Origin of the sequence: Vreelandella sp. F11 (genome assembly GCF_042466685.1) — a bacterium.
GTDB lineage: Bacteria > Pseudomonadota > Gammaproteobacteria > Pseudomonadales > Halomonadaceae > Vreelandella.
Genome location: NZ_CP170448.1, coordinates 3,567,864 through 3,587,812, shown reverse-complemented (window position 1 = coordinate 3,587,812; position 19,949 = coordinate 3,567,864). Strand labels below are relative to the sequence as shown.

At 56.4% G+C, this 19,949-nt stretch carries 16 protein-coding genes; 7 read left to right on the top strand and 9 right to left on the bottom strand.

Annotated features, from left to right (window positions below):
- Positions 1-7 precede the first annotated feature (7 nt).
- The 4 genes from ACFIOZ_RS16450 to ACFIOZ_RS16435 form a co-directional block, all read right to left on the bottom strand.
- Entirely contained in the window at positions 8-703 is a 696-nt protein-coding gene (locus tag ACFIOZ_RS16450) for a response regulator (protein WP_386079747.1), read from the bottom strand.
- Between the two features lie 87 nt (positions 704-790).
- The gene (locus tag ACFIOZ_RS16445; RefSeq protein WP_386079746.1) at positions 791-2,197 is read right to left on the bottom strand and encodes an ATP-binding protein; all 1,407 of its coding nucleotides are present in this window, start codon (positions 2,195-2,197) and stop codon (positions 791-793) included.
- On the bottom strand, positions 2,197-5,307 hold the full coding sequence (locus ACFIOZ_RS16440) for an efflux RND transporter permease subunit (protein ID WP_386079744.1): 3,111 nt from the start codon (positions 5,305-5,307) through the stop codon (positions 2,197-2,199). Before ACFIOZ_RS16440 ends, ACFIOZ_RS16445 begins: the two co-directional genes overlap by 1 nt.
- On the bottom strand, positions 5,304-6,518 hold the full coding sequence (locus ACFIOZ_RS16435) for an efflux RND transporter periplasmic adaptor subunit (protein ID WP_386079742.1): 1,215 nt from the start codon (positions 6,516-6,518) through the stop codon (positions 5,304-5,306). Before ACFIOZ_RS16435 ends, ACFIOZ_RS16440 begins: the two co-directional genes overlap by 4 nt.
- A 219-nt stretch (positions 6,519-6,737) precedes the next feature.
- Here ACFIOZ_RS16435 and ACFIOZ_RS16430 point away from each other — a divergent pair, with 219 nt between their 5' ends.
- The gene (locus tag ACFIOZ_RS16430; protein ID WP_386079741.1) at positions 6,738-7,328 is read left to right on the top strand and encodes a TetR/AcrR family transcriptional regulator; all 591 of its coding nucleotides are present in this window, start codon (positions 6,738-6,740) and stop codon (positions 7,326-7,328) included.
- A gap of 24 nt (positions 7,329-7,352) precedes the next feature.
- On the opposite strand, the gene ACFIOZ_RS16425 is transcribed toward ACFIOZ_RS16430, so the two are convergent.
- On the bottom strand, positions 7,353-8,156 hold the full coding sequence (locus ACFIOZ_RS16425) for a helix-turn-helix domain-containing protein (RefSeq protein ID WP_386079739.1): 804 nt from the start codon (positions 8,154-8,156) through the stop codon (positions 7,353-7,355).
- 189 nt (positions 8,157-8,345) lie between these two features.
- Between ACFIOZ_RS16425 and ACFIOZ_RS16420 the strand changes: the two genes are divergently transcribed.
- A complete protein-coding gene (locus ACFIOZ_RS16420; protein WP_386079737.1) occupies positions 8,346-9,230 on the top strand; it encodes an alpha/beta fold hydrolase in 885 nt (294 codons plus the stop codon).
- A 61-nt stretch (positions 9,231-9,291) separates the two neighbouring features.
- Here the strand turns inward: ACFIOZ_RS16420 and fabF are convergent, their stop codons facing one another.
- Positions 9,292-10,563 carry a beta-ketoacyl-ACP synthase II gene (gene fabF, locus ACFIOZ_RS16415; RefSeq protein WP_386079735.1) on the bottom strand — a complete coding sequence of 424 codons (1,272 nt, stop codon included), beginning with the start codon at positions 10,561-10,563 and terminating at the stop codon, positions 9,292-9,294.
- Positions 10,564-10,610: 47 nt separating this feature from the next.
- On the opposite strand from fabF, the gene ACFIOZ_RS16410 reads away from it, so the two are divergent.
- Both ACFIOZ_RS16410 and ACFIOZ_RS16405 read left to right on the top strand, forming a co-directional pair.
- Positions 10,611-11,294, top strand: a complete 684-nt coding sequence (locus ACFIOZ_RS16410) for a TetR/AcrR family transcriptional regulator (protein ID WP_386079733.1) — start codon at positions 10,611-10,613, stop codon at positions 11,292-11,294.
- Positions 11,295-11,484: 190 nt separating this feature from the next.
- On the top strand, positions 11,485-13,668 hold the full coding sequence (locus ACFIOZ_RS16405) for an OsmC domain/YcaO domain-containing protein (RefSeq protein ID WP_386079731.1): 2,184 nt from the start codon (positions 11,485-11,487) through the stop codon (positions 13,666-13,668).
- 85 nt (positions 13,669-13,753) lie between these two features.
- Here ACFIOZ_RS16405 and ACFIOZ_RS16400 read toward each other — a convergent pair whose 3' ends face one another.
- Entirely contained in the window at positions 13,754-14,656 is a 903-nt protein-coding gene (locus ACFIOZ_RS16400) for a LysR family transcriptional regulator (protein WP_386079729.1), read from the bottom strand.
- 101 nt (positions 14,657-14,757) lie between these two features.
- Between ACFIOZ_RS16400 and ACFIOZ_RS16395 the strand changes: the two genes are divergently transcribed.
- From ACFIOZ_RS16395 to ACFIOZ_RS16385, 3 genes are all read left to right on the top strand, one after another.
- Positions 14,758-14,973 (top strand): DUF2798 domain-containing protein, encoded by a 216-nt coding sequence (locus ACFIOZ_RS16395; RefSeq protein ID WP_386079727.1) that lies wholly within the window; start codon positions 14,758-14,760, stop codon positions 14,971-14,973.
- 187 nt (positions 14,974-15,160) lie between these two features.
- The gene (locus ACFIOZ_RS16390) at positions 15,161-16,624 is read left to right on the top strand and encodes an alanine/glycine:cation symporter family protein (RefSeq protein ID WP_386079726.1); all 1,464 of its coding nucleotides are present in this window, start codon (positions 15,161-15,163) and stop codon (positions 16,622-16,624) included.
- Between the two features lie 38 nt (positions 16,625-16,662).
- A complete protein-coding gene (locus ACFIOZ_RS16385) occupies positions 16,663-17,676 on the top strand; it encodes an asparaginase (RefSeq protein ID WP_386079724.1) in 1,014 nt (337 codons plus the stop codon).
- 5 nt (positions 17,677-17,681) lie between these two features.
- Here ACFIOZ_RS16385 and ACFIOZ_RS16380 read toward each other — a convergent pair whose 3' ends face one another.
- Both ACFIOZ_RS16380 and ACFIOZ_RS16375 read right to left on the bottom strand, forming a co-directional pair.
- Positions 17,682-18,548: a DMT family transporter gene (locus ACFIOZ_RS16380; protein WP_386079722.1), complete on the bottom strand. Its 867-nt coding sequence runs from the start codon at positions 18,546-18,548 to the stop codon at positions 17,682-17,684.
- Between the two features lie 163 nt (positions 18,549-18,711).
- Positions 18,712-19,941 carry a nucleoside recognition domain-containing protein gene (locus tag ACFIOZ_RS16375; RefSeq protein WP_386079721.1) on the bottom strand — a complete coding sequence of 410 codons (1,230 nt, stop codon included), beginning with the start codon at positions 19,939-19,941 and terminating at the stop codon, positions 18,712-18,714.
- Positions 19,942-19,949 lie beyond the last annotated feature (8 nt).

Sequence of the window (19,949 nt, the reverse complement as noted above, 5' to 3'; positions counted from 1 at the left end):
CCTGTTGTTACCCCTCCGGCTGATACTTATAGCCGACGCCATATACCGAACGGATGATCTCCAGTTCAGGCAGCGCTTCGTGGATCTTCTTGCGCAGCTTTTTGATGTGGCTGTCCACAGTGCGCTCCGAGACGATGCGGTTGTCGCGATACATATGATCCATAAGCTGCTCGCGGCTGAAAATTCGCCCCGGCGCCTGCATCATTACCCGCAGTAGCTGGAACTCCACCGCCGTCAGGCCTAAATCCTGCCCGTGGGCGAGTGCCTGCCAGCCATCTTCGTTTAATACCACCGGTGCATTTTGCACCTCGGCTGGGGCATCGGCTGCCGCTTGGCTGCGGCGTAGTACCGCTTTCACTCTAGCGACGACTTCCCGGGGGCTGAACGGCTTGCAGATATAGTCGTCGGCGCCCAGTTCCAATCCAAGCAGGCGGTCAACCTCTTCTACTTTGGCGGTGACCATAATAATGGCAATGGCAGGCCACTGCTGACGTATTTCCCGGCTGAGAGTGAGGCCATCTTTACCCGGCAGCATGATATCGAGTAGCACCAAAGCGGGGGAGTGCTGCGCCAGCCACGGCATTACCTCATCGCCGTGGCCCAGGGTCGTCACCTCAAAACCATGAGTGGTTAAGTAGTCCGCCATTAGGCGGGCAATCTTCGGTTCATCCTCAACAATCAGTAAAGAGGCAGCATCAGACATAGCGGTAGACTCGCTTAACAGTGAACGTAAAAGCAGGGCTTAACGGTTCTTGTAATATCAGTTTTGGTGACCTCAGCCTTGGCAATATTAATCAGCAGTCAACAGCGGAAAACGTAGCGTCCAGCGTAGCCCGCCTAGCGTTGAGCTAGAGGGCGTCAGCGTTGCGCCGTGGGCATTAACCAGGGCGCTGGCAATCGAAAGCCCTAAACCGCTGCCGCCGCTGGCACGGCTGCGCGAGCCTTCGACGCGATAGAGCCGCTCGGTCAGGCGAGCTAATTCACCCTCCGGTACGCCTGGGGTACTGTCTTCCCAGATGACCACTGCCATTCCCTGCTGCGCGGTAAGCGTGACCCGTAGCTCGCCCGGCGGCTGGGTATAGGCGCAGCTGTTGTCCAGCAGGTTGTTCCAGAGCTGGCGCAGGCGCTGGGCGTCGCCACGAATCATAATGCCAGGTTCGATCTGTTCGGTCAGCGTTAAACCGCTTTCGACTAACCAGCGGTCGGCGTCGGCCAGGCGGCTGTCGAGGCAGTCGCTTAGATCCATCGGTGCCAGTTGGATATCCAGCGCACCCGCGTCGCTTTGCGACAGTAGGCGCAAATCCGCTACTAAACGCTCTAGCTGCCCCACCTCTTGGGCGAGGGAGCTAAGGTTCTCCTGGTTCAGTGGGCGAATGCCATCCTGCATGGCTTCGATCTCGCCGCGCAGCACCGCCAGCGGCGTGCGCAGTTCGTGCGCGGTGTCAGACACCCAGCGTGCGCGGGCATCGCGGCTGGCTTCCAGGGTGGCCGCCAAAACGTTGAAGTCGCGCGCCAAGCGCGACAGCTCATCGCGACCGCGTTCAGGCAGTCGAGTGCGATAGTCGCCCTCAGTAAGCCTCAGCGTGGCGCCCGCCAGTGCTCGGGTGCGTCGTCCCAGCCACCAGGAGAGCCCGCCTGCCAGCAGCAGTGAGGCAACGCAGAGCGATATCACGATAAGCACCAAGTTACGCTGTTGGCGCTCAAGGAAGCGGCTCTCCATACGCTCCATCATTTCTCGGGGAGGCCGAAAACCCAACGAGCCGATATGGGTGTCACCACTATGCAGCGTCAGCCAATGCCAACTGCCTGAGCCTTCCCGACCACTCCTGGGCGGCACTACAAAGCGGTCATCGGCGGCGCGAAGAGTGAAATCACGCGCCTCACCTAACGGGGAAGGGCGATCACGATGCTCCTGTCCTAGCTCAAAGCGGACGATATACGGCCAGCGTTCCGGCGACTGCTCCAGCCACTCCCAGCTTTGCTGGGTTTCCCAGCGGGTGACGAGTCCGTCAGCCAGCAGTGTGGCGCGGCGCTCCTGGGCTTGATTGAGGTAGTCGAGAAAGCCGCGGTCGATACTGTAGGAGACGGCCAGAAACATGCTGGCTGAAATCGCTACGTTCACGCTGAGAATAATCACAAACAGCTTGAGCCCCAGCCGGGAGGGGCGCCATTGACGTATGGCTGAGAGCAAGGCCATCAGTGGGCTCCCTCCTTTTTGTCCAGTACGGGCTGGCGCGGTGCGTTAAGTCGTTCGCGGGTGTTCTCCATGCCTAGGTAGAGGCAGGGTACCAGTATCAGCAGGATCACGGTGGCGAACAGCATGCCAAAGCCCAGTGAAATCGCCATGGGGATCATAAAGCGCGCCTGCCGCGAGGTTTCCAAAATCATCGGTGCCAGACCGAGAAAGGTCGTCAGCGTGGTCATCATAATTGGCCGTAAGCGGCGAGTGGCGGCGGCCACAATGGCTTCCCGGGCGGCCATGCCTTCGCGGCGTTTGCGATTGGCGTAGTCGATCAGTACCAGCGCATCATTAATTACCACGCCGGATAGCGCCAACATACCTAACAAACTGATAATCGAAAGCCCGAAGCCCATAATCATATGTCCAGCGACGGCGCCGACAATGCCAAACGGAATGGCGGCCAGCACCAGTAGCGGCTGTAGGTAGCTTCTGAAGGGAATAGCGAGCAGGGCGTAGAGTGCCGCAATCATTAACCACATGGAGGTTTTAAGCGTGGCTAGGTTGTCGGCGGTGTCCTGCTGACGACCGCCCATGCTGACTTCCAGCCCCGGCCAGGTCGCTTCCAGATTGGGGAACTCCTCCTCCTGTAGTGTGGCAAGCACTTGGTTGATGGCCAGGTCGCTTTCAGAATCGGCAGTGACGGTAATAATCCGCCGGCCGTTAATGCGCTCAAGGCTGCTAGAGGCTTGGCTGAGGGTAATGTCGGCCACCCGGGATAGCGGTACACTCAGCCCATCGGGCGTGCGCACCGGCATACGGTAAAGCTCGTTCAGGCTGTCGCGGTTGTCATTGGGCAAACGCACCTCAACGCTGATCTCACTGCGCCCTACGTACTGCTCAAGCGCCGTGGCGCCCTGGAGGGGGCCGCGCAGGGCTTGGGCCAAGTTATTACCCGTAAGCCCCAAGGCGCGGCCTTCGGCAGAAAGGCGCATCTCTAACTGCGGTTTTCCGTCCCCCAGGCCGCTGTCGATATCGGTAAGACCATAGCCACCCAGCGTTTCCGCTAGCCGTTCGGCGGCAGCTTCCAGAACCTGGGTATCCGGGTGGGAGAGGCGAAGGCTGAGCGCCGCGCCACTACCAGGGCCGCCGACGTCGGCTTCAAAACGCACTGACTGGGCGCCGAGCAAATCACCGCTAAGATCGCGCCACTCTCGTGCGATGCGTGAGGGTGGCCAAGCTTCCAGGCTTTCGCTGGCAATATCTAACCGCACTTCCAGGCTTTCGCCGTCCAGGCGGCTGCGTGAACTGCTAAAACTGAGGGTCTCTTCGCGCTCGCTAAGGGCATCGGCGGCGTCGAGTAGCTGTTGGCTTAGCTCGCGGCTAACACTGATATTGCTGCCAATGGGTAGGGTGACTGTGGCCTGCACCTGATCCGATTCGACCCGTGGCATTAGCGAGAAACCCAACCGGCCGCTGATTGCCCAGGAGAGCGCAATGAGCAGAATGGCGATGCCCAGCGAAATACTCAGCAAGCGTTGGTTCAGGGCGCGCTGCAAGAAAGGCTCAAACTGGCGATAGGTAAAGTGGTGCAAACCGCCCTGAAGCCGCTGGCGCAGCGCTTCAAGGGGACGCTGCCACGTCGGGGTTTGGCGGGGCTTGCGACTATGCGCCAAGTGGGCAGGCAGAATCACTAAGGCTTCCAGCCAGGAGATTAAAAAGACGGTCACCACAACCACCGGCACGGTAGCAAAAATCAGCCCTAGGAAACCGGGCAAAAACAGCAGCGGCATAAAGGCGACGATATTGGAAAGAATCGCGAAGGTCAGCGGGGTAGCAATTTCGCTGGCGCCTTTGACTGCCGCATCGCGCAGCGAATAGCCCTCTTCACGGTAGCTGTAGATATTCTCGCCGACGATAATGGCGTCATCGACGACGATCCCCAGGGCGATAATAAAGGCGAACATCGACATCATATTGAGCGAGACGCCGATCCAGGGCAGAAACAGCATCGCGCCGAGAAACGCCGTTGGGATACCCAGGGTGACCCAGAACGCCAGCCGTGCTTCTAAAAACAGCGCCATGAGTACCAGCACCAGCGCTAGGCCCATCCAGGCATTTTTTAACAGTAGGCTGAGGCGGTCTTCGTAAACCTCTGAGCTGTCGCGGGAAATATCCAGGCTGACGCCTTCGGGCATGCCTGCACGCAGGCGCTCAAGCTCACCGTTGACCGCTTGTGAAATGCTGGTCGGGGTTTGATCACCAATTTGGTAAACATCCACGGAGAGGCCGGGTTGACCGTTATAAAACTCTTCCCGGTCGGTTTCGGCAAAGCCATCGCTGACTCTGGCGATCTCACCCAGGGTAATCGGCGCCCCCTGAGTGCTGGTCAGAATCGGCAGCTCGGCAAAGGCTTCGGCGCTGTTGCGGCGCCCTTGGTAGCGAATTAGCCACTCCCCTTCGGCCGTTGTTAGCTGGCCACTGGCAAGATCCAACGCCTCTTCGGCAATGCGGCTGGCCAGTTCCTGATGATCGAGGCCAAAGCGCTCAATGGCCTCATCATCGAGATGAACTTGAATCTCTCTCTCGCGGTTGCCGGAAAGCTCAGCGCGGGAAATGCCCGAGGTGGCTTGGAGTTCGCCGCGTACATCTTCGGCGGCGTCGTGCAGTGCTTCTAGGCCGACTGGGCCGTAGACCTGCAGACTCAACACGCTGCGGGAGCGCCCCGCCAGGGTAAAACGGGGTGGGTCGGCAGCGCTGGGCAGCGTGGTGATGGCGTTCACCGCCTGCTGAATATCCTGGTAGGCGCGCATCACATCCACGCCGTCAATCAGTGTCGCGTTGACGCTGGCACTGCCTTCACTGGCCGTGGCGGTCAGCTCGTCGATGCCTTCTACATCAGCAATCGCGGCTTCCATCGGTAGCAGCAGGCTCTGTTCCACATCTTCCGGCGTGGCGCCAGGGTAGCTGATAGAGACTTGTACGACTTCAATATCGAATTCGGGGAAGACCTCTTTTTTAATCGCCAGCGAGGCCATTAGGCCGCCGACGATAAATAGCACCATCAGTAAGTTAGGCGCTACGCCGTGATCCACCATCCAAGCTAACGGGCCGCGTGGCACCTTCATGATTCGTCTCCCGGTTCATCACCCGCTTGAGCCGGGGTGTCGTTGGGGCGGCGGATGCGCACTAGCTGGCCTTCGCGGGGCTGGGCCAAGCCTGAGGTAACGACCTGCTGGTCGTTTTCCAAACCGCTACGGATTAAAGCATCATCTTCACCTCGGAAAGCCAGGGTGACCGGTGTACGGCGTAGGCGATTATCTTCATCTACCCGCCATGCTACGTCACCTGGACGAAGTGCCGCAGACGGCAGAGAAATGAGCTGCTCCTGAACAGCCGGTTGGAAAGAGGCGCGCAGCACGTCACCCAGGCGCAGGGCAGGGCCGTCGGTCTCAAGGGCGAGCGGGTCGTTAACGGCGATCAACAGTTGAGCCTGCAGGCCATTCTCTTCAAGGCTAGGCAGCATTGAGACCAGTGTCCCTTGGCGTGTGGCGCCTTCGGGCCAGCCGCGGCTGGTTAAGGTGACTGTGGTGCCTGCTTCCAACCACTCAGTCCACTCACCGGGGAGCGAGGCGCGCACCCAAAATTGCTCTACACCCACTAGGTGCAGTACCTCGGTACCTTGGCTGAGTAAACTGCCGGCACCGACCAAGCGCTCTTGCACCATGGCTCGCCAGGGGGCGATGAGGGTGGCGCGCTCCACATTGAGCGCCGCTTGATCGCGAGCCACCCGCGCTTGGGTGACCTGAGACTGGGCTTGGCGTAACTGCGGTTCACGCAGTACCAGCGCCCGCCGTTCGGCAGAGAGCTGGCGGCCAAAGGATTCGTACTCGCTGCGCGCCCGCTGCTGCTCTGCCTGCTCTAGCGCTAGCTGGGCCTGGGCATTGGCGAGCTGAGCCTCGGCATCTTCAAGGGCTAGCTGTAAGTCGGCTTGGTCAATATAGGCGACCGGCGCTTGCTGCTCGACTACCTGGCCGGGCACAACGCCGTCGGCAAAACGCTCCAACTGGCCCGACACACGGCTGGCCAGCATTGTTTCCTGCTCCGCCTCAACGCGACCAAAAGCATACAGGTTCGGAGCCTGGGCACTAGCGCTCACCGTGACAACGTCTACCATACTAGGCAGAGGCTCCGGCGGTGGGGTACGCTCTATACGCGGCGGTTGGGTAATAATCCACCAAGCAAGCGCCAAAGTGGCAACAAGAATCAATAATGCAACCACGGCACCTAAACGAATGCGGCCATGTTGATGCGTAGCGTAATAGCGAGAAAGAGTCATTACCGCGCGTCATCCATTAGGGGCGAAAATTCCAGAAAAATAAGCGTATGATGCTAGCATCGCGCATTGTTAAGCAGCCATTAGTCAAACAATGTGTAAATAACGTGCAACTGCCACTCACCGAGCTTTATTACCACTTGGTTTTCTTACAAATTGGTTTTCACTCACTTGGCTTTCTCTCACTTGAAAGCAATAGACTGACTGGTCTACTTTAAGCATATGAAAAATACCGCAACGCGTGACAAATTAATCGATAGCGGCGCTCAGCTGATTAGTCAGCAAGGCTACAACGCGACGGGCATTAATGCCGTGTTAAAAACCTGCGGTGTGCCTAAAGGCTCTTTCTATCACTACTTCTCCAGCAAAGAAGATTTCGGGCTGGCAGTGATCGAACGCTTTGCCGCCAACTATGATGAAACGCTGGTGGCGTTGCTGGAAGACAGTGACACGCCGCCGCTCGAACGTCTAAGGCGTTACTTCGCGGCTGGCCGTGAGTATATGCACGAATGCAACCACGCCACGGGCTGTTTGATTGGTAACCTTGGCCAAGAGCTTTCGGGCCAGAGTGACACCTTCCGTGATGCGCTAAATTTGGTCTTTCAGCGCTGGGAGCAGCGCTTCGTGCTCTGCCTGAAAGATGCCCAGGCGCAAGGTGATATTGCCATCCATACCACGCCAGAAGCGCTCGCCAGTTTTATCCTTACCGGTTGGGAGGGCGCTATTCTACGCGCCAAGACGTTGAAGTCTGTCGAGCCCATGGTGCACTTTGAAACGATTCTATTCCAGCAGGTGCTGGTGCCTTCGCCTTAACCCTTTTTCCCTCTCGCTTGCGCCCTAGTGACGAGCACGGAAGTGATGCTCGTCAGTGGCCACATCGTTTCGGGTTGCAGCTATGAGGGCATCATCGAGTGAAGGGTCATCCAGGGCGATTAAACCGCACTGTGCCAGCGCTTCGCGTAGGCTGACTTGCTCGTCCAGGCGCTGATACACCACTCGCACGCAGCAGGGCATGCGCTCGCTGTTATCAGCCACGCCCATTTTTAAGCCGGTTAAACGCGTCACCTGGCTTTGAAAACTCGGAAACAGAATGGTCTGAGTGATCTCATGGCCATTAAGGGTTTCGTGATCCATTAAGAACAATCGATCTGCAAGTTTCACCGCGGTACCCACATAGCGATTGTGACATGAGCGGGCGCCGGGCGTGGTCTGCATCCGCTCAGTGCGCTGATACACCACGCCGCCTTCACGCTGTTCCAGGCAAACCAACGTACGCATCAACTGCCCCGGACGGGACATGGAGTGATAAAGCTCAAAGTAGCGACCTATATAGCGCTCCATGCCTTCGCTGCCGCGCTGAATCAGCGCGTTAGGCCAAGGCAGCGTTGCTGGGGTGGCTTCTCTATTGAGCTGGCCGGTTTGTACCAATGCTCGAAAATCGTGATGGGGGAGCGCAATATCCTCAGCGCTAACGCCAAAAAAGTGGCAAATGCGCTGAAGCGCCGCGTGGCTGGGGCGATAGCGCCCACTCAGGTAGCGGTTAAACTGAGCACGGTTAATCGTTAAACGGCGACAGATCTCAGCAATGGACGGGTAGTAGCTACAGAGCAGGCGCAGGTTGGCCACAAAATCGTCATGCATGGGGTGTCGACTCTCTTAATGTCGTGGCTGCCTAATGTGATGGTTCACGCCCCAGAGTGCAACGCTTTCCCATTTTCCGAGCACCCCGTGTCTGACGGCTCGCTGGCGTAAAAAGCTATGCTATATAATAGTCAGCTACATTACTAACATGCACAGCAAAAAGCTTCTGCAGCAAACCAGGAGTACACCATGTTTCATGGGTTTGAAAAATTGCAGCGCCGCGTTAACGGCGTCGAGATCACGTTTCGCAAGGGCGGCAGTGGCCCTGCGCTACTGCTGCTCCACGGACACCCTCAAACCCACGTAATTTGGCACAACGTCGCGGAAGAGCTTGCCCAGCACTTCACTGTCATTGCAGCAGATCTACGCGGGTACGGCGACAGCAGTAAACCCGACGACGATCCCGAGCATCTTAATTATTCCAAACGCGCCATGGCTGCCGATATGGCAGAACTGATGAATACGCTGGGCTTTGAGCACTTTAAAGTGCTAGCCCATGATCGCGGTGCGCGGGTTGCCCACCGTTTAGGCGTTGACCACGCTGAACGCGTAGAGCGCATGGTGCTATTGGATATCGCCCCTACGCTTGCCATGTATAGTGGCACCAATGAGGCCTTTGCGCGCAGCTACTGGCACTGGTTCTTTCTGATTCGCCCCCAGCCGCTGCCGGAAAGGCTGATTCAGAGTGACCCCGCTCAATACCTTAAAAGTGTAACGGGCGCCCGCAGTGCCGGCATGGCGCCTTTCTCCTCAGAAGCGCTGGCTGAGTACGAGCGCTGCTTGTCCCTCCCTGGCACCGCCACCGGTATTTGCGGCGACTACCGTGCCAGCGCCACGATTGATTTGGTGCATGATCAGGCGGATATCGATGCAGGGGTAAAACTCACCTGCCCGTTAAAAGTGATGTGGGGCGCCGAAGGTGCCATTGAAGCCTGCTTTGATGCCTTGACAGAGTGGCGCAAGGTAGCCACTCAAGTCGACGGCAAAGCGCTCCCATGTGGCCACTATATTGCCGAGGAGATTCCCGAACTATTGCTTGAGGAAGCGCTGCCGTTTCTACGCCAGGAAGGATAATAATAGGATTTAAAAAAACCGATCATGGCCTGACAGCAGATCGGTTCATCTACTTTCGCCTTTAACGCTCCATACTGCTGACGATAAGCGCTGCATTGACGCCACCAAAACCGAATCCATTGCACAATACATGCTGGGTGGAGTGCTTCTGACCAGTCGCCGTGACGAAGGTCAAATCCTGCATATCGTCATCGCACTGCTCAAGATTGATGGTGGGTGGCAGTTGCTGCGTATTGACGGCCAAGACAGAAAAAATACTCTCTATGCCCCCCGCTGCACCTAATAGGTGGCCTGTGGCGGCTTTCGTTGCCGAAATCGGGATAGCGGGCAAGCGCTCACCAAATACATTGCGCAATGAAGCAATTTCAGCTCGGTCGCCAACGGGCGTAGAGGTGGCGTGGGCATTGATATGGTCAATGGCATCAGTAGATAGGTTCGCCATCCCTAGCGCTGCTTGAATCGCTGCTGCGGCGCCAGCCCCATCTTTTGGGCCTGCCGTCAGGTGGTAGGCATCCGCGCTGGTACCGTAGCCGCTGATTAGTGCTAGCGGCGTTGCACCCCGCGCAAGGGCATGGTCAAGGGTTTCGATCACCATAACGCCAGCGCCTTCTCCCATCACGAAACCGTTCCGGGCTTTATCAAAGGGCCTTGATGCCCGCCCCGGATTGTCTGCTTCTGTGGATACGGCCTTTAAGGCGTTAAAGCTGGCGAGCGAAAGAGGGTCAATGCACGCCTCAGCGCCGCCTACGACGGCAACATCGGCTTCTCCGTTGCGGATGATGCGCATGCCGTCACCAATGGCCTGTAGACCCGCTGCGCAAGCCGTTACCGGGCAACCCAGTGGGCCTTGAAAGCCATAACGAATGGAGAGATTGCCAGCCGCTAAATTGGCTAGAAAGGCGGGCACCGTGAAGGGAGAGAGTTTGCGATAGCCGCGTTCAGCAAGTGTCCTTTGGGCTTGGGTAATGGTCGGGAAGCCGCCAATGCCAGAACCGATAATGGTGGCCGTTCGGCGTTTTTGTGCCTGCTCAGCGGGGAACCAGTTGGCTTGTGATAGCGCCTCTTGGGCTGCCGCTAACGCATAAAGGCTGAACAGATCCATTTTGCGCTGCTCTTTGGGGTCGGCTATTTCATTCAGGTCAATACCGCCGCTGGGGTCTTGGTTAATGCTAGGCACCACCCCGGCAATTTTGATCGGGATATTGCTGGTGTCAAAGCGGTCAATGGTGCTGATGCCAGACTGGCTGTTAACCAGTCGCTGCCAACTTATATTGACGCTGTTGCCGAGCGGGCTGACCATGCCCATGCCGGTAATCACGATAGGTGAGTGCATAGTGACTCCTAATTTATTGATATGGTCACCCTAGCAATGGGCAGTATATGATCAAGATAATATTTAGCGTGACGCACGACGAGGTGGATATGCCTTACCCCAAAAGCCATAAATCGAAAACCAAAGAGCGCATTTTGGCTTCGGCGACAGAGCTATTTAGTCGCAATGGGTTTCAAAAGGTGTCGATTGGCCAGATCATGAAGCTAGCAAAGATGACCCACGGCGCCTTTTATGCCCATTTCGCTTCAAAAGAGGCGCTTTACCATGAGTCTGTTCGCCTGACCATTGATAACAGTCGGGCGGCTAGGCTGGTAAAAGGGCCGCTTTCGTTACAGCATTTAACCGAATTAGTCGCCAACTACTGCAATCTTCAAGAGTTGGAAGCTAAGCATAAACCGGGGCCAGAAGCGGTACTGTTCAACGAAATAGGCAGTGAAAAAGCAGAAATCCGCACCCTGTTTGAAGCTTCTTATATGAGTATGAAAAAGATGCTTGAAACCCGGTTGATAGCGCTGAGTAAGCTGAAGCAACTCCCTTTTGCCACTGACCGCAACGCGATTGCTGATAAATCCCGGGTTATATTGGCCTCCCTGGTAGGAGCCGTCGCCATTGCCAAAAGTCTGCCGGGGGAAGTGGAGCGCAAGCAGGTGTTGATAGCCACACAACGGCAGATTTTACTGATGCTCGGGGTCAGCGAAGCTGAGGCAGAGCGTATGATGCAAGCGCAGTAATTCCTTCCTCTCCTGAACAGATCACAGAGAGCTGCTGTAACAAGCACTGTCGTTTTCGCACGACGAGTGGTAGATGATTTGGGCGATGGCCCAAGACGAAGCGGGTGAAAAACTGGATAATGGCTGCCATTCGCCTACCGGCTTATGCATTTAACAGCTCAGGCACACTCATTACCCCGGACGCCCGCTCATGGAAATCAAAGTTAACTATCTCGACAACCTCCGCCTGGAGGCTAAGTTCGATGATTTTACGGTCATCTCCGACCAGCCGATTCGCTATAAGGGCGACGGCTCGGCGCCCGGGCCGTTTGACTACTTTCTGGCCTCATCGGCCATGTGCGCCGCCTACTTCGTCAAGGTGTACTGCAACGCGCGCAATATTCCCACCGAGAACATCCGCCTGTCGCAAAACAACATCGTTGACCCGGAAAACCGCTACAAGCAGATTTTTAAAATCCAGGTCGAGCTGCCGGATGACATCTCTGAAAAAGATCGCGAGGGCATGCTGCGCTCCATTGATCGTTGCACGGTGAAGAAAGTCGTCCAGACCGGCCCTGAGTTTCAGATCGAAGTGGTCGAGAACATAGACGAAGACGCCCAGGCGCTGCTGATGGGCGCGCCGGAAGGCGGCAGTACCTACATTGAGGGCAAAGACCTGCCGCTGGAGCAGACCATCGCCAATATGAGTGCGATCCTTGCCGACCTGGGCATGAAGATCGAGATCGCTTCTTGGCGCAATATCGTGCCCCATGTCTGGTCGCTGCATATCCGCGATGCGGCTGCCCCCATGTGCTTTACCAACGGCAAAGGCGCCACCAAAGAGAGCGCGCTGTGCTCGGCATTGGGCGAATTTATCGAGCGCCTGAGCTGCAACTTTTTCTACAACGATCAGTTCTTTGGTGAAGAGATTGCGGGTAGCGAATTCGTTCACTACCCCAATGAGAAGTGGTTCAAACCGGGCCCGAACGACGAACTGCCGGCGGAGATTCTCGATGAGCACTGCCTGTCGATCTACAACCCGGAAGGCGAGCTGTGCGGCTCAAACCTGATCGATACCAACTCGGGTCGTGAAGACCGGGGCATTGTTTCGCTGCCTTTTGTGCGCCAGTCGGATGGTGAAACGATCTACTTCCCCTCCAACCTGATCGAAAACCTGTTCCTCAGTAACGGTATGAGTGCGGGCAATACGCTGGTGGAAGCTCAGGTACAGTGCCTCTCGGAAATTTTCGAGCGGGCGGTCAAGCGCGAAATTCTTGAGCAGGAGTTGGCCCTGCCGGATGTGCCTCAGGAGGTGCTGGCGAAGTACCCCAGCATTGTCGAGGGCATCAACGCTTTGGAAGCCCAGGGCTTTCCGGTGCTGGTCAAAGATGCCTCCATGGGTGGGCAGTTCCCGGTGATGTGCGTCACGCTGATGAACCCGCGCACTGGCGGCGTGTTTGCCTCCTTTGGCGCCCACCCAAGCTTTGAAGTGGCGCTGGAGCGCAGCCTTACCGAGTTGCTCCAGGGCCGCAGCTTCGAGGGCTTGAACGATCTACCGCTGCCGACTTTTAACTCGCAAACCGTGGCCGAGCCCAATAACTTTGTTGAACACTTTATCGACTCGGTAGGCGTGGTTTCCTGGCGTTTCTTTAGCGCTAAACCTGACTTTGAATTCAGCGAGTGGGACTTCTCCGGCAGCAACGAGGAAGAAGCCGAGACGCTGTTTGGTATCTTTGAAGAGTTGGGTGCCGAAGTGTATATGGCGGTACACGAAGACCTGGGCGCGCCGGTATGCCGCATTCTGGTGCCGGGCTACTCCGAGGTGTATCCGATCGAGGATTTGATCTGGGATAACACCAACAAGGCACTGGATTACCGCGAAGATATTCTCAATCTGCACCGCCTGGATGACGATCAACTCACTGATCTGGTCGAGCGGCTGGAAGAGAGTCAGATGGATGACCACGCCGATATCATCACCTTGATTGGTATCGAGTTCGACGAGAACACCGAGTGGGGCCAGCTAACCATTCTGGAACTGAAGCTACTGGTCTATCTGGCGCTCCAGCGCCATGAAGAGGCGCTGGACTGCGTGCAGATGTTCCTGCAGTACAACGACAACACCGTCGAGCGCGGCCTGTTCTATCAGGCAGTGAATGCGGTTCTGGAAATAGTGCTGGATGATGAACTGGCGCTCGAAGACTACCTGCACAACTTCCAGCGCATGTTCGGTGAAGCGACCATGGCGGCTGTAGTTGGCTCGGTGAGTGGAGAAGTGCGCTTCCATGGCCTAACGCCCACTAACATGCAGCTAGAAGGCCTGGAGCGCCATCAGCGCTTGATCGAAAGCTATAAGAAGCTTCACGCGGCACGGGCGGCTAAAGCGGGCATTTAAGCATTATCCAAACGCGGCGATAGATCTCTGCTGGCGTGACGGCGCTAGCAGAGCTTGCTCTGTTTGGTTGCTTCGAACAGACGGTCTAATCAGCAGAGTGGAACCAGGATTGGCGGCTGAGGAATTCGGTTAACTCGCTGCGAAACAGCTTGGCCCGCGCTGAAAGGCTACGCCGGTAGGGCCATACCAAGAAGATCTCTCGGTGGCGCCCCTGCCATTCAGGAAGTATCCGTATTAACTCTCCCGTTTGTAAGCTATTCGCGACCATACTGGCGGGCATTAAGGCGACGCCTGCGCCCGATTTAGTGAGGTTTAGCACAATATTCATATCGTTACTGATATGAAAGTGGCTCTTATGGCAAGCGTGCTGGCTGCCCGCCTGGTGGAACAGCTGCCACTCGCTAAACATTTTGGCTGCCACGCTGGGGCACGCCTGCAATTCTTCAACCGTATGGGGAAGAGAGTGCTTCATCGTCGGTGAAGCTACTAAAATCGGCTCTATATAGCCCAGGTATTTTTGGATCAGCGTCGAATCTTTTTGTGGCCCGGAGCGAAGGGCAATATCCGCCTGATGGTCGCGAATATCGACTACGTTGTTATCGAGTTCGATCGTCAGCGCAATGTCAGGGTAGTGGTGTATAAAGTGTCGCCAAAACGCATCTAGCGGCCCGCTGCCCAGATTGACGGGTGCCATAATCTTCAACGGCCCGCTTAGGCTATGCAGCGCCTGATCCAGATTCAAAATACGCTGATCAAGGGCGAGCACTAGCTCTTCACACTCGCGATAATAGGACTCACCGTGGGGCGTTAACGTCAACCCTTTGGTGGAGCGATGGAGCAGCTCTACGCCTAGCGTGGCCTCCAGTGCACTAATACGGCGCGACACGGTAGCAATAGTCATCTTTAGTTTTGCCGCCGCCGCTGTAAGGCTGTGCTGATTGGCAGCCACGATAAAGATGTTCAGGTCATCCAGAGAAGGCTTTCGCATTTTGCAATTCTGTAAAATGGTTTCTTATATATTGGCATATATTACCGTAATGGGTGTTTGATAGCCTTGTCCCAGTTAAATAAAGCTCTTAAGGACACCCCATGAAACACAGAATTATTTTCGCGCTACTGATGTCGTTCACCCTCTCACTGATGATGTCGGCCTGGGTGACTTACGTGAATATCGGTGCTCATCCCGATTTTGTGGCTATTTGGATGCATGCATGGCTCCTTGCTTGGCCTGCTGCTGGGATCATCGCGTTTATCAGCGGCCCCTTTATTCATAAGCTAGCCCATCGCATTGCCGAGAAGGTCTGACGGTACACCTGATGCACTCTGACGCACCGGCTGATGCAGTGGGTGCATACAACTGCAACGCTGCGCCAAATTTAATCCTCCCCCACGCTTGGTAAAACGTTCTCCGCGGCGCGTATCCCAAACGCGCAATCTTCAAAACGACGCGAATTCCAACATAACGCTAATACAAAAACGCGGAGAGAATCACATGCTCGATATGCTCAATGACCTCCTGTGGGGGAAGGTTCTGCTAGTGCTGCTGGTGGGTGTTGGCATCGGTTTTACCGTTGCGTCCCGCTTTGTGCAGTTTCGCTATTTCGGTGAGATGTTTCGTATCCTCGGATCCGGCCAAGCCTTTAAGCGTAATAAACACGGCCATTTAAGCTCGTTCCAGGCGCTGGTGCTTTCGGTGGCCGGGCGTGTCGGTGGCGGCAATATCGCCGGCGTAGCGGTTGCGATTACCTTGGGCGGCCCAGGGGCGATTTTTTGGATGTGGTTGGTGGGCTTAATGGGTATGGCTACCAGCTTTTTGGAGTGCACCCTGGCACAGACCTATAAAGAAGCCGAAGGTGACGGCACCTATCGCGGCGGCCCTGCGTATTACATTGTTAAAGGGCTGGGTAAGCAGTGGCGCTGGCTGGCTGCGTTCTACTCGGTACTGCTGCTGTTGACCTTCGGCTTTGCCTTTACCGCGCTGCAATCCTATGCGGTGGCCACCTCTTTCGGCGATGCTTTCGGCGTGCCGGTGCTGTATAGCGGCATTGGTCTTGCCATGCTGGTCGGGCTGATTATTTTCGGCGGCATCAAGCGTATTGCACGTATATCTGAGTTTCTCGTGCCCTTTATGGCGGTGAGCTATATCGCTATTGCGCTGCTGGTTATCGCCATGAATATTAGCGAAATCCCTGGTGTGATTACGCTGATTGTGAAGAGTGCCTTTGGCCTTGAGCCGTTGATTGGTGGCGGTATCGGCGCGGCGATTATGATGGGCTTAAAGCGGGGTTTGTTCTCTAACGAAGCGGGGCTGGGCAGTGCGCCCAACGTTGCTGCTGTTGCCTACGTGCCACACCCGGCCAACCAAGGCATCGTGCAGGCATTCTCAGTCTTTATCGATACCGTGATTATCTGTTCGGCCACGGCGTTTTTGATTCTGCTTAGTGGTGCTTATGATCCCACTGCGGGTGCTGGCGTTGAGGGCATCGCTCTGACACAGGCAGCACTGGCCGACCATGTGGGCGAGTGGGGGCGTACTTTTGTCAGCTTGGCACTGCTGCTATTCGCTTTCAGTACTATTCTCTACAACTACTACCTTGGCGAGAACAGCCTTAACTTCTTCAGCCGCGACAACCAGAACCTGTTTAACGCTTTCCGCGTGGCTATCGTGCTGCTGGTTTGCTGGGGGGCGACGACCGATTTGGGCACCGTGTTTGGCTTTGCTGATGTCACCATGGGCCTGCTGGCGGTGGTCAACCTGATCGCGCTGATTCTACTGTTCAAGTGCGGCCTGCGCATTTTGAAAGACTTCGATGTGCAGCGTCGGCAGGGCATCAAACAGCCGATTTTTGATGCCAACCAGCATCCCGATCTCGACCTGGATCCGAAAGCCTGGGAGCTCGAGCCCGAAGAGGCTGAAGCGTTAAAACAGCGCCTGGAAGGCGCGCCTGCGAAGTAAGCAGTTACCTAGATTGTACTGATAAGGAGAGGAGCGCCATGCCCCGCGTACTGATGCTCTATACCGGTGGGACGATTGGTATGCAGCCATCGCCACAAGGTTATATACCCTGCGCGGGGCTGGCCGAACGCCTGGCGGCGCATCTGGCGCTGGGTGACCCTTACCGGCTGCCAGCGTTTGATGTGATTGAGATGCAGCCGCTGATTGATAGCGCCGAGTTAATGCCCGAGGCCTGGAATCGATTAGTGGCAGTATTGGAGACGCACTGGCAGGCTTACGATGCCTTTGTCGTGCTTCACGGCACCGATACTATGGCGTACAGCGCCGCCGCGCTTTCGTTTATGCTCGGTGCGATGAACAAGCCGGTGATCTTCACCGGCTCCCAAATTCCATTGGGTGAGCCAAGAAGCGATGCGCTGAACAGTGTGGTCAGCGCGCTGCAGCTTGCGGCTCACCCCGCGACACCTTGCGAAGTCAGCCTGGCGTTTCATGACCGGCTGTTGCGCGGTAACCGGGCCCGCAAAGTGCGCACTCAAGGCTTAGATGCCTTCGAATCACCCAACTTCCCCTGGCTTGCCGAGCTGGGCATTGGCATCAGTTTTCCCCAGCCCTCGGCGCTGCTGAGCGGACTACCCAATTTTGCGCCTATTGACGTGGACGACGAGGCGGTTGCGGTACTGCCGCTGCACCCAGGGATGTCGCTGCGCCGTGCCAAGGCGCTGCTGGCGGATAAAACGCTAAAAGGACTGGTGCTGTATAGCTACGGGGTTGGCAACCCGCTTAGCTTTGAAGGCGAGCTGCTTAACGCCTTCAAGGCGGCCAATGAGCGAGGCGTAGCGCTACTTAATGTGACCCAGTGTGCCCAAGGCGAGGTGGTGCAGGGCGCTTATGCCACCGGTGCCGCGCTTAATCAAGCGGGCGTGATTGCCGGCAGCGATATCACCCTGGAAGCCGCCATCGCGAAGCTCACCGTGTTAATTGGGCAAGGGCTCGTAGGGCCAGCGCTGCGCAAGGCATTGAGTGCGTCCATGCGCGGTGAGTGTAGCCATTAAGCCCATTAGCGGGAGGAAATGCTCAACGCGGTGACGGTTATTAATATGATCCCCATGCCGACCATTTGAATAATACCCAGGCTCTCGCTTAACACTGCGACCCCAAACAGCGTGGCGGTGACCGGCTCCACCATGGCCACCATGGAGGCTAATGCAGGTGCCGCATGCTTGATACCTACCACGTACAGCAAAAAAGATAGCCCAGCGCCAAGAATGCCCAGCGCTACAAACAGTGGTAGTTCAGGTGCGCTGATGACGCTGACCGCCTGATTAATATCCGTTGGTAGCAGCAGGGTGATGGCCAGTACGGTAAAGGCAACCGAAAGTATTGCCTGGGGAGTACCATGGGGTGCCGCGTATTTAAAACCAAAAATGAAAACGGCATAGGAGAGCCCGGCAAGCAGACCCGCAGCCACGCCCATCAGCGAGAGGTCGCTAGCGCCAATGGCATACAGCTTGGTTAGCAACACCACACCCACCATCACTAGCGCAATGGCAAGCCATTTGGCAGTGGTAGGGCGCTCAAGCTTCAAGGCAAATGAAACGAGATAGACAAAAACAGGAGCGCAGTACATCAAGGTGGCCGCGACCGCCACATTGCCATACTCAATACTCAGGAAATAGAACGTAAAGTTGCCTGCCACGCCAAGGCCCGCTACCACCGACCAGAACCAAAGCTGCCTGCTGTTCAGCCCGCTATGCCGACGCTGAAACAGTAGCCAAACAAGCGCGAAGAGAAGTCCTACAAACCCTCGATAAAATGACACGACAGCCGGATCCCAACCGCTGTCTAATAGAATGCCCGCAATTCCTCCGGAAATTCCCCAGAAAAAAGCGGCGAGCGCAATCCATATAGTGCTGGCGCCTGCCATATTTCACCTTTCATCCTTGAGCGGTTAACACCCGGGAGCGACGAGTGTTGAAACGCATTTCCTTTGCATAACGATAGCTCTAGATCTGCTGCCTGCAGACCCTGTTTTTACTTATATGAAAGGTAGACGCTGCGCTCAACAAACGAAAGCCTATTAACGCCTGTCAGCCAAAAAACCAATAGCACACTGCAATGGCGGTGGTAACGCCTGCGAAGTCTGCCACTAGTGCACAGCCCAGACCGTGACGGATACGCGTGATGCCTACCGCACCGAAGTAGACCGCCAACACATAAAAGGTGGTTTCGGTACTGCCTTGCATGGTGGCCGCGAGCAGGCCTGGGAAGCTATCGACACCGAACGTATCCATGGTTTCAATCATCATGGCGCGGGCGCCGCTACCGGAAAGAGGCTTCACAAAGGCGGTGGGCAGGGCGTCCACAAAGCGGGTGTCCCAGCCAAAGCCTTCTACTATCCAGCGGATACCGCCTAAGCCAGCGTCTAACACGCCGCTTGCGCGCAGCACCCCCACCGCCACCAGCATGGCAATCAAGTAGGGCAGCAGTGTGATGGTAAAGCTCAGCCCCTCTTTTGCGCCTTCAATGAAAGCGTCATACACTCTGACACCACGCAACGCGCCGACCACTAGAAACATCATCACGATGCTAAATAGCGTCAGGTTCCCGACTAGCGTAGAGGCCGCGGCCAGCGCCTGGGCGGACATACCTGCCAGCGTGGTGATCAGTAGCCCCAACGCTAGAGCAGCAGCTAATAAATAGGCTAGCACCACGGGCTGCCACAGTTTTAAGCGCTGCATCATCGCCACTGCCAAAAGCCCAGCTAGGCTAGAGGCCGTTGTCGCCAGCAGAATAGGTAAAAACACCAGCGTTGGGTCGGCGGCGCCTTGCTGGGCGCGATACATAAAAATGGTTACCGGCAATAACGTTAGCGATGAGGTATTAAGCACCAGAAACAGAATTTGCGCGTTGCTGGCGGTCTCACTGCTGGGGTTAAGGCTCTGCAGCGAGTGCATTGCCTTGATGCCAATCGGCGTGGCGGCGTTATCCAGGCCCAGGATGTTCGCCGCGAAGTTCATACTGATCAGCCCCATCGCAGGGTGCCCACGAGGCACTTCAGGCATTAAACGGCAGAATAGCGGGTCGAGCACCCGCCCAAGCAGGCGAATCAAACCGGCTTTTTCGGCAATCGAAAGAAACCCCAGCCATAGCGTCATGGTGCCTAGTAGCACCAGAATGATATCGACGCTGACGCGTGCCATATCGAATAGAGACTGCACCAGGCGGGCGAACACTTCGCTATCGCCGCCAATCAACCACTGCCAAAGAGAGGCGGCAAAGGCAGCGATAAAGAAGCTTAACCAAATTCCGTTGAGCATGAGGGGCG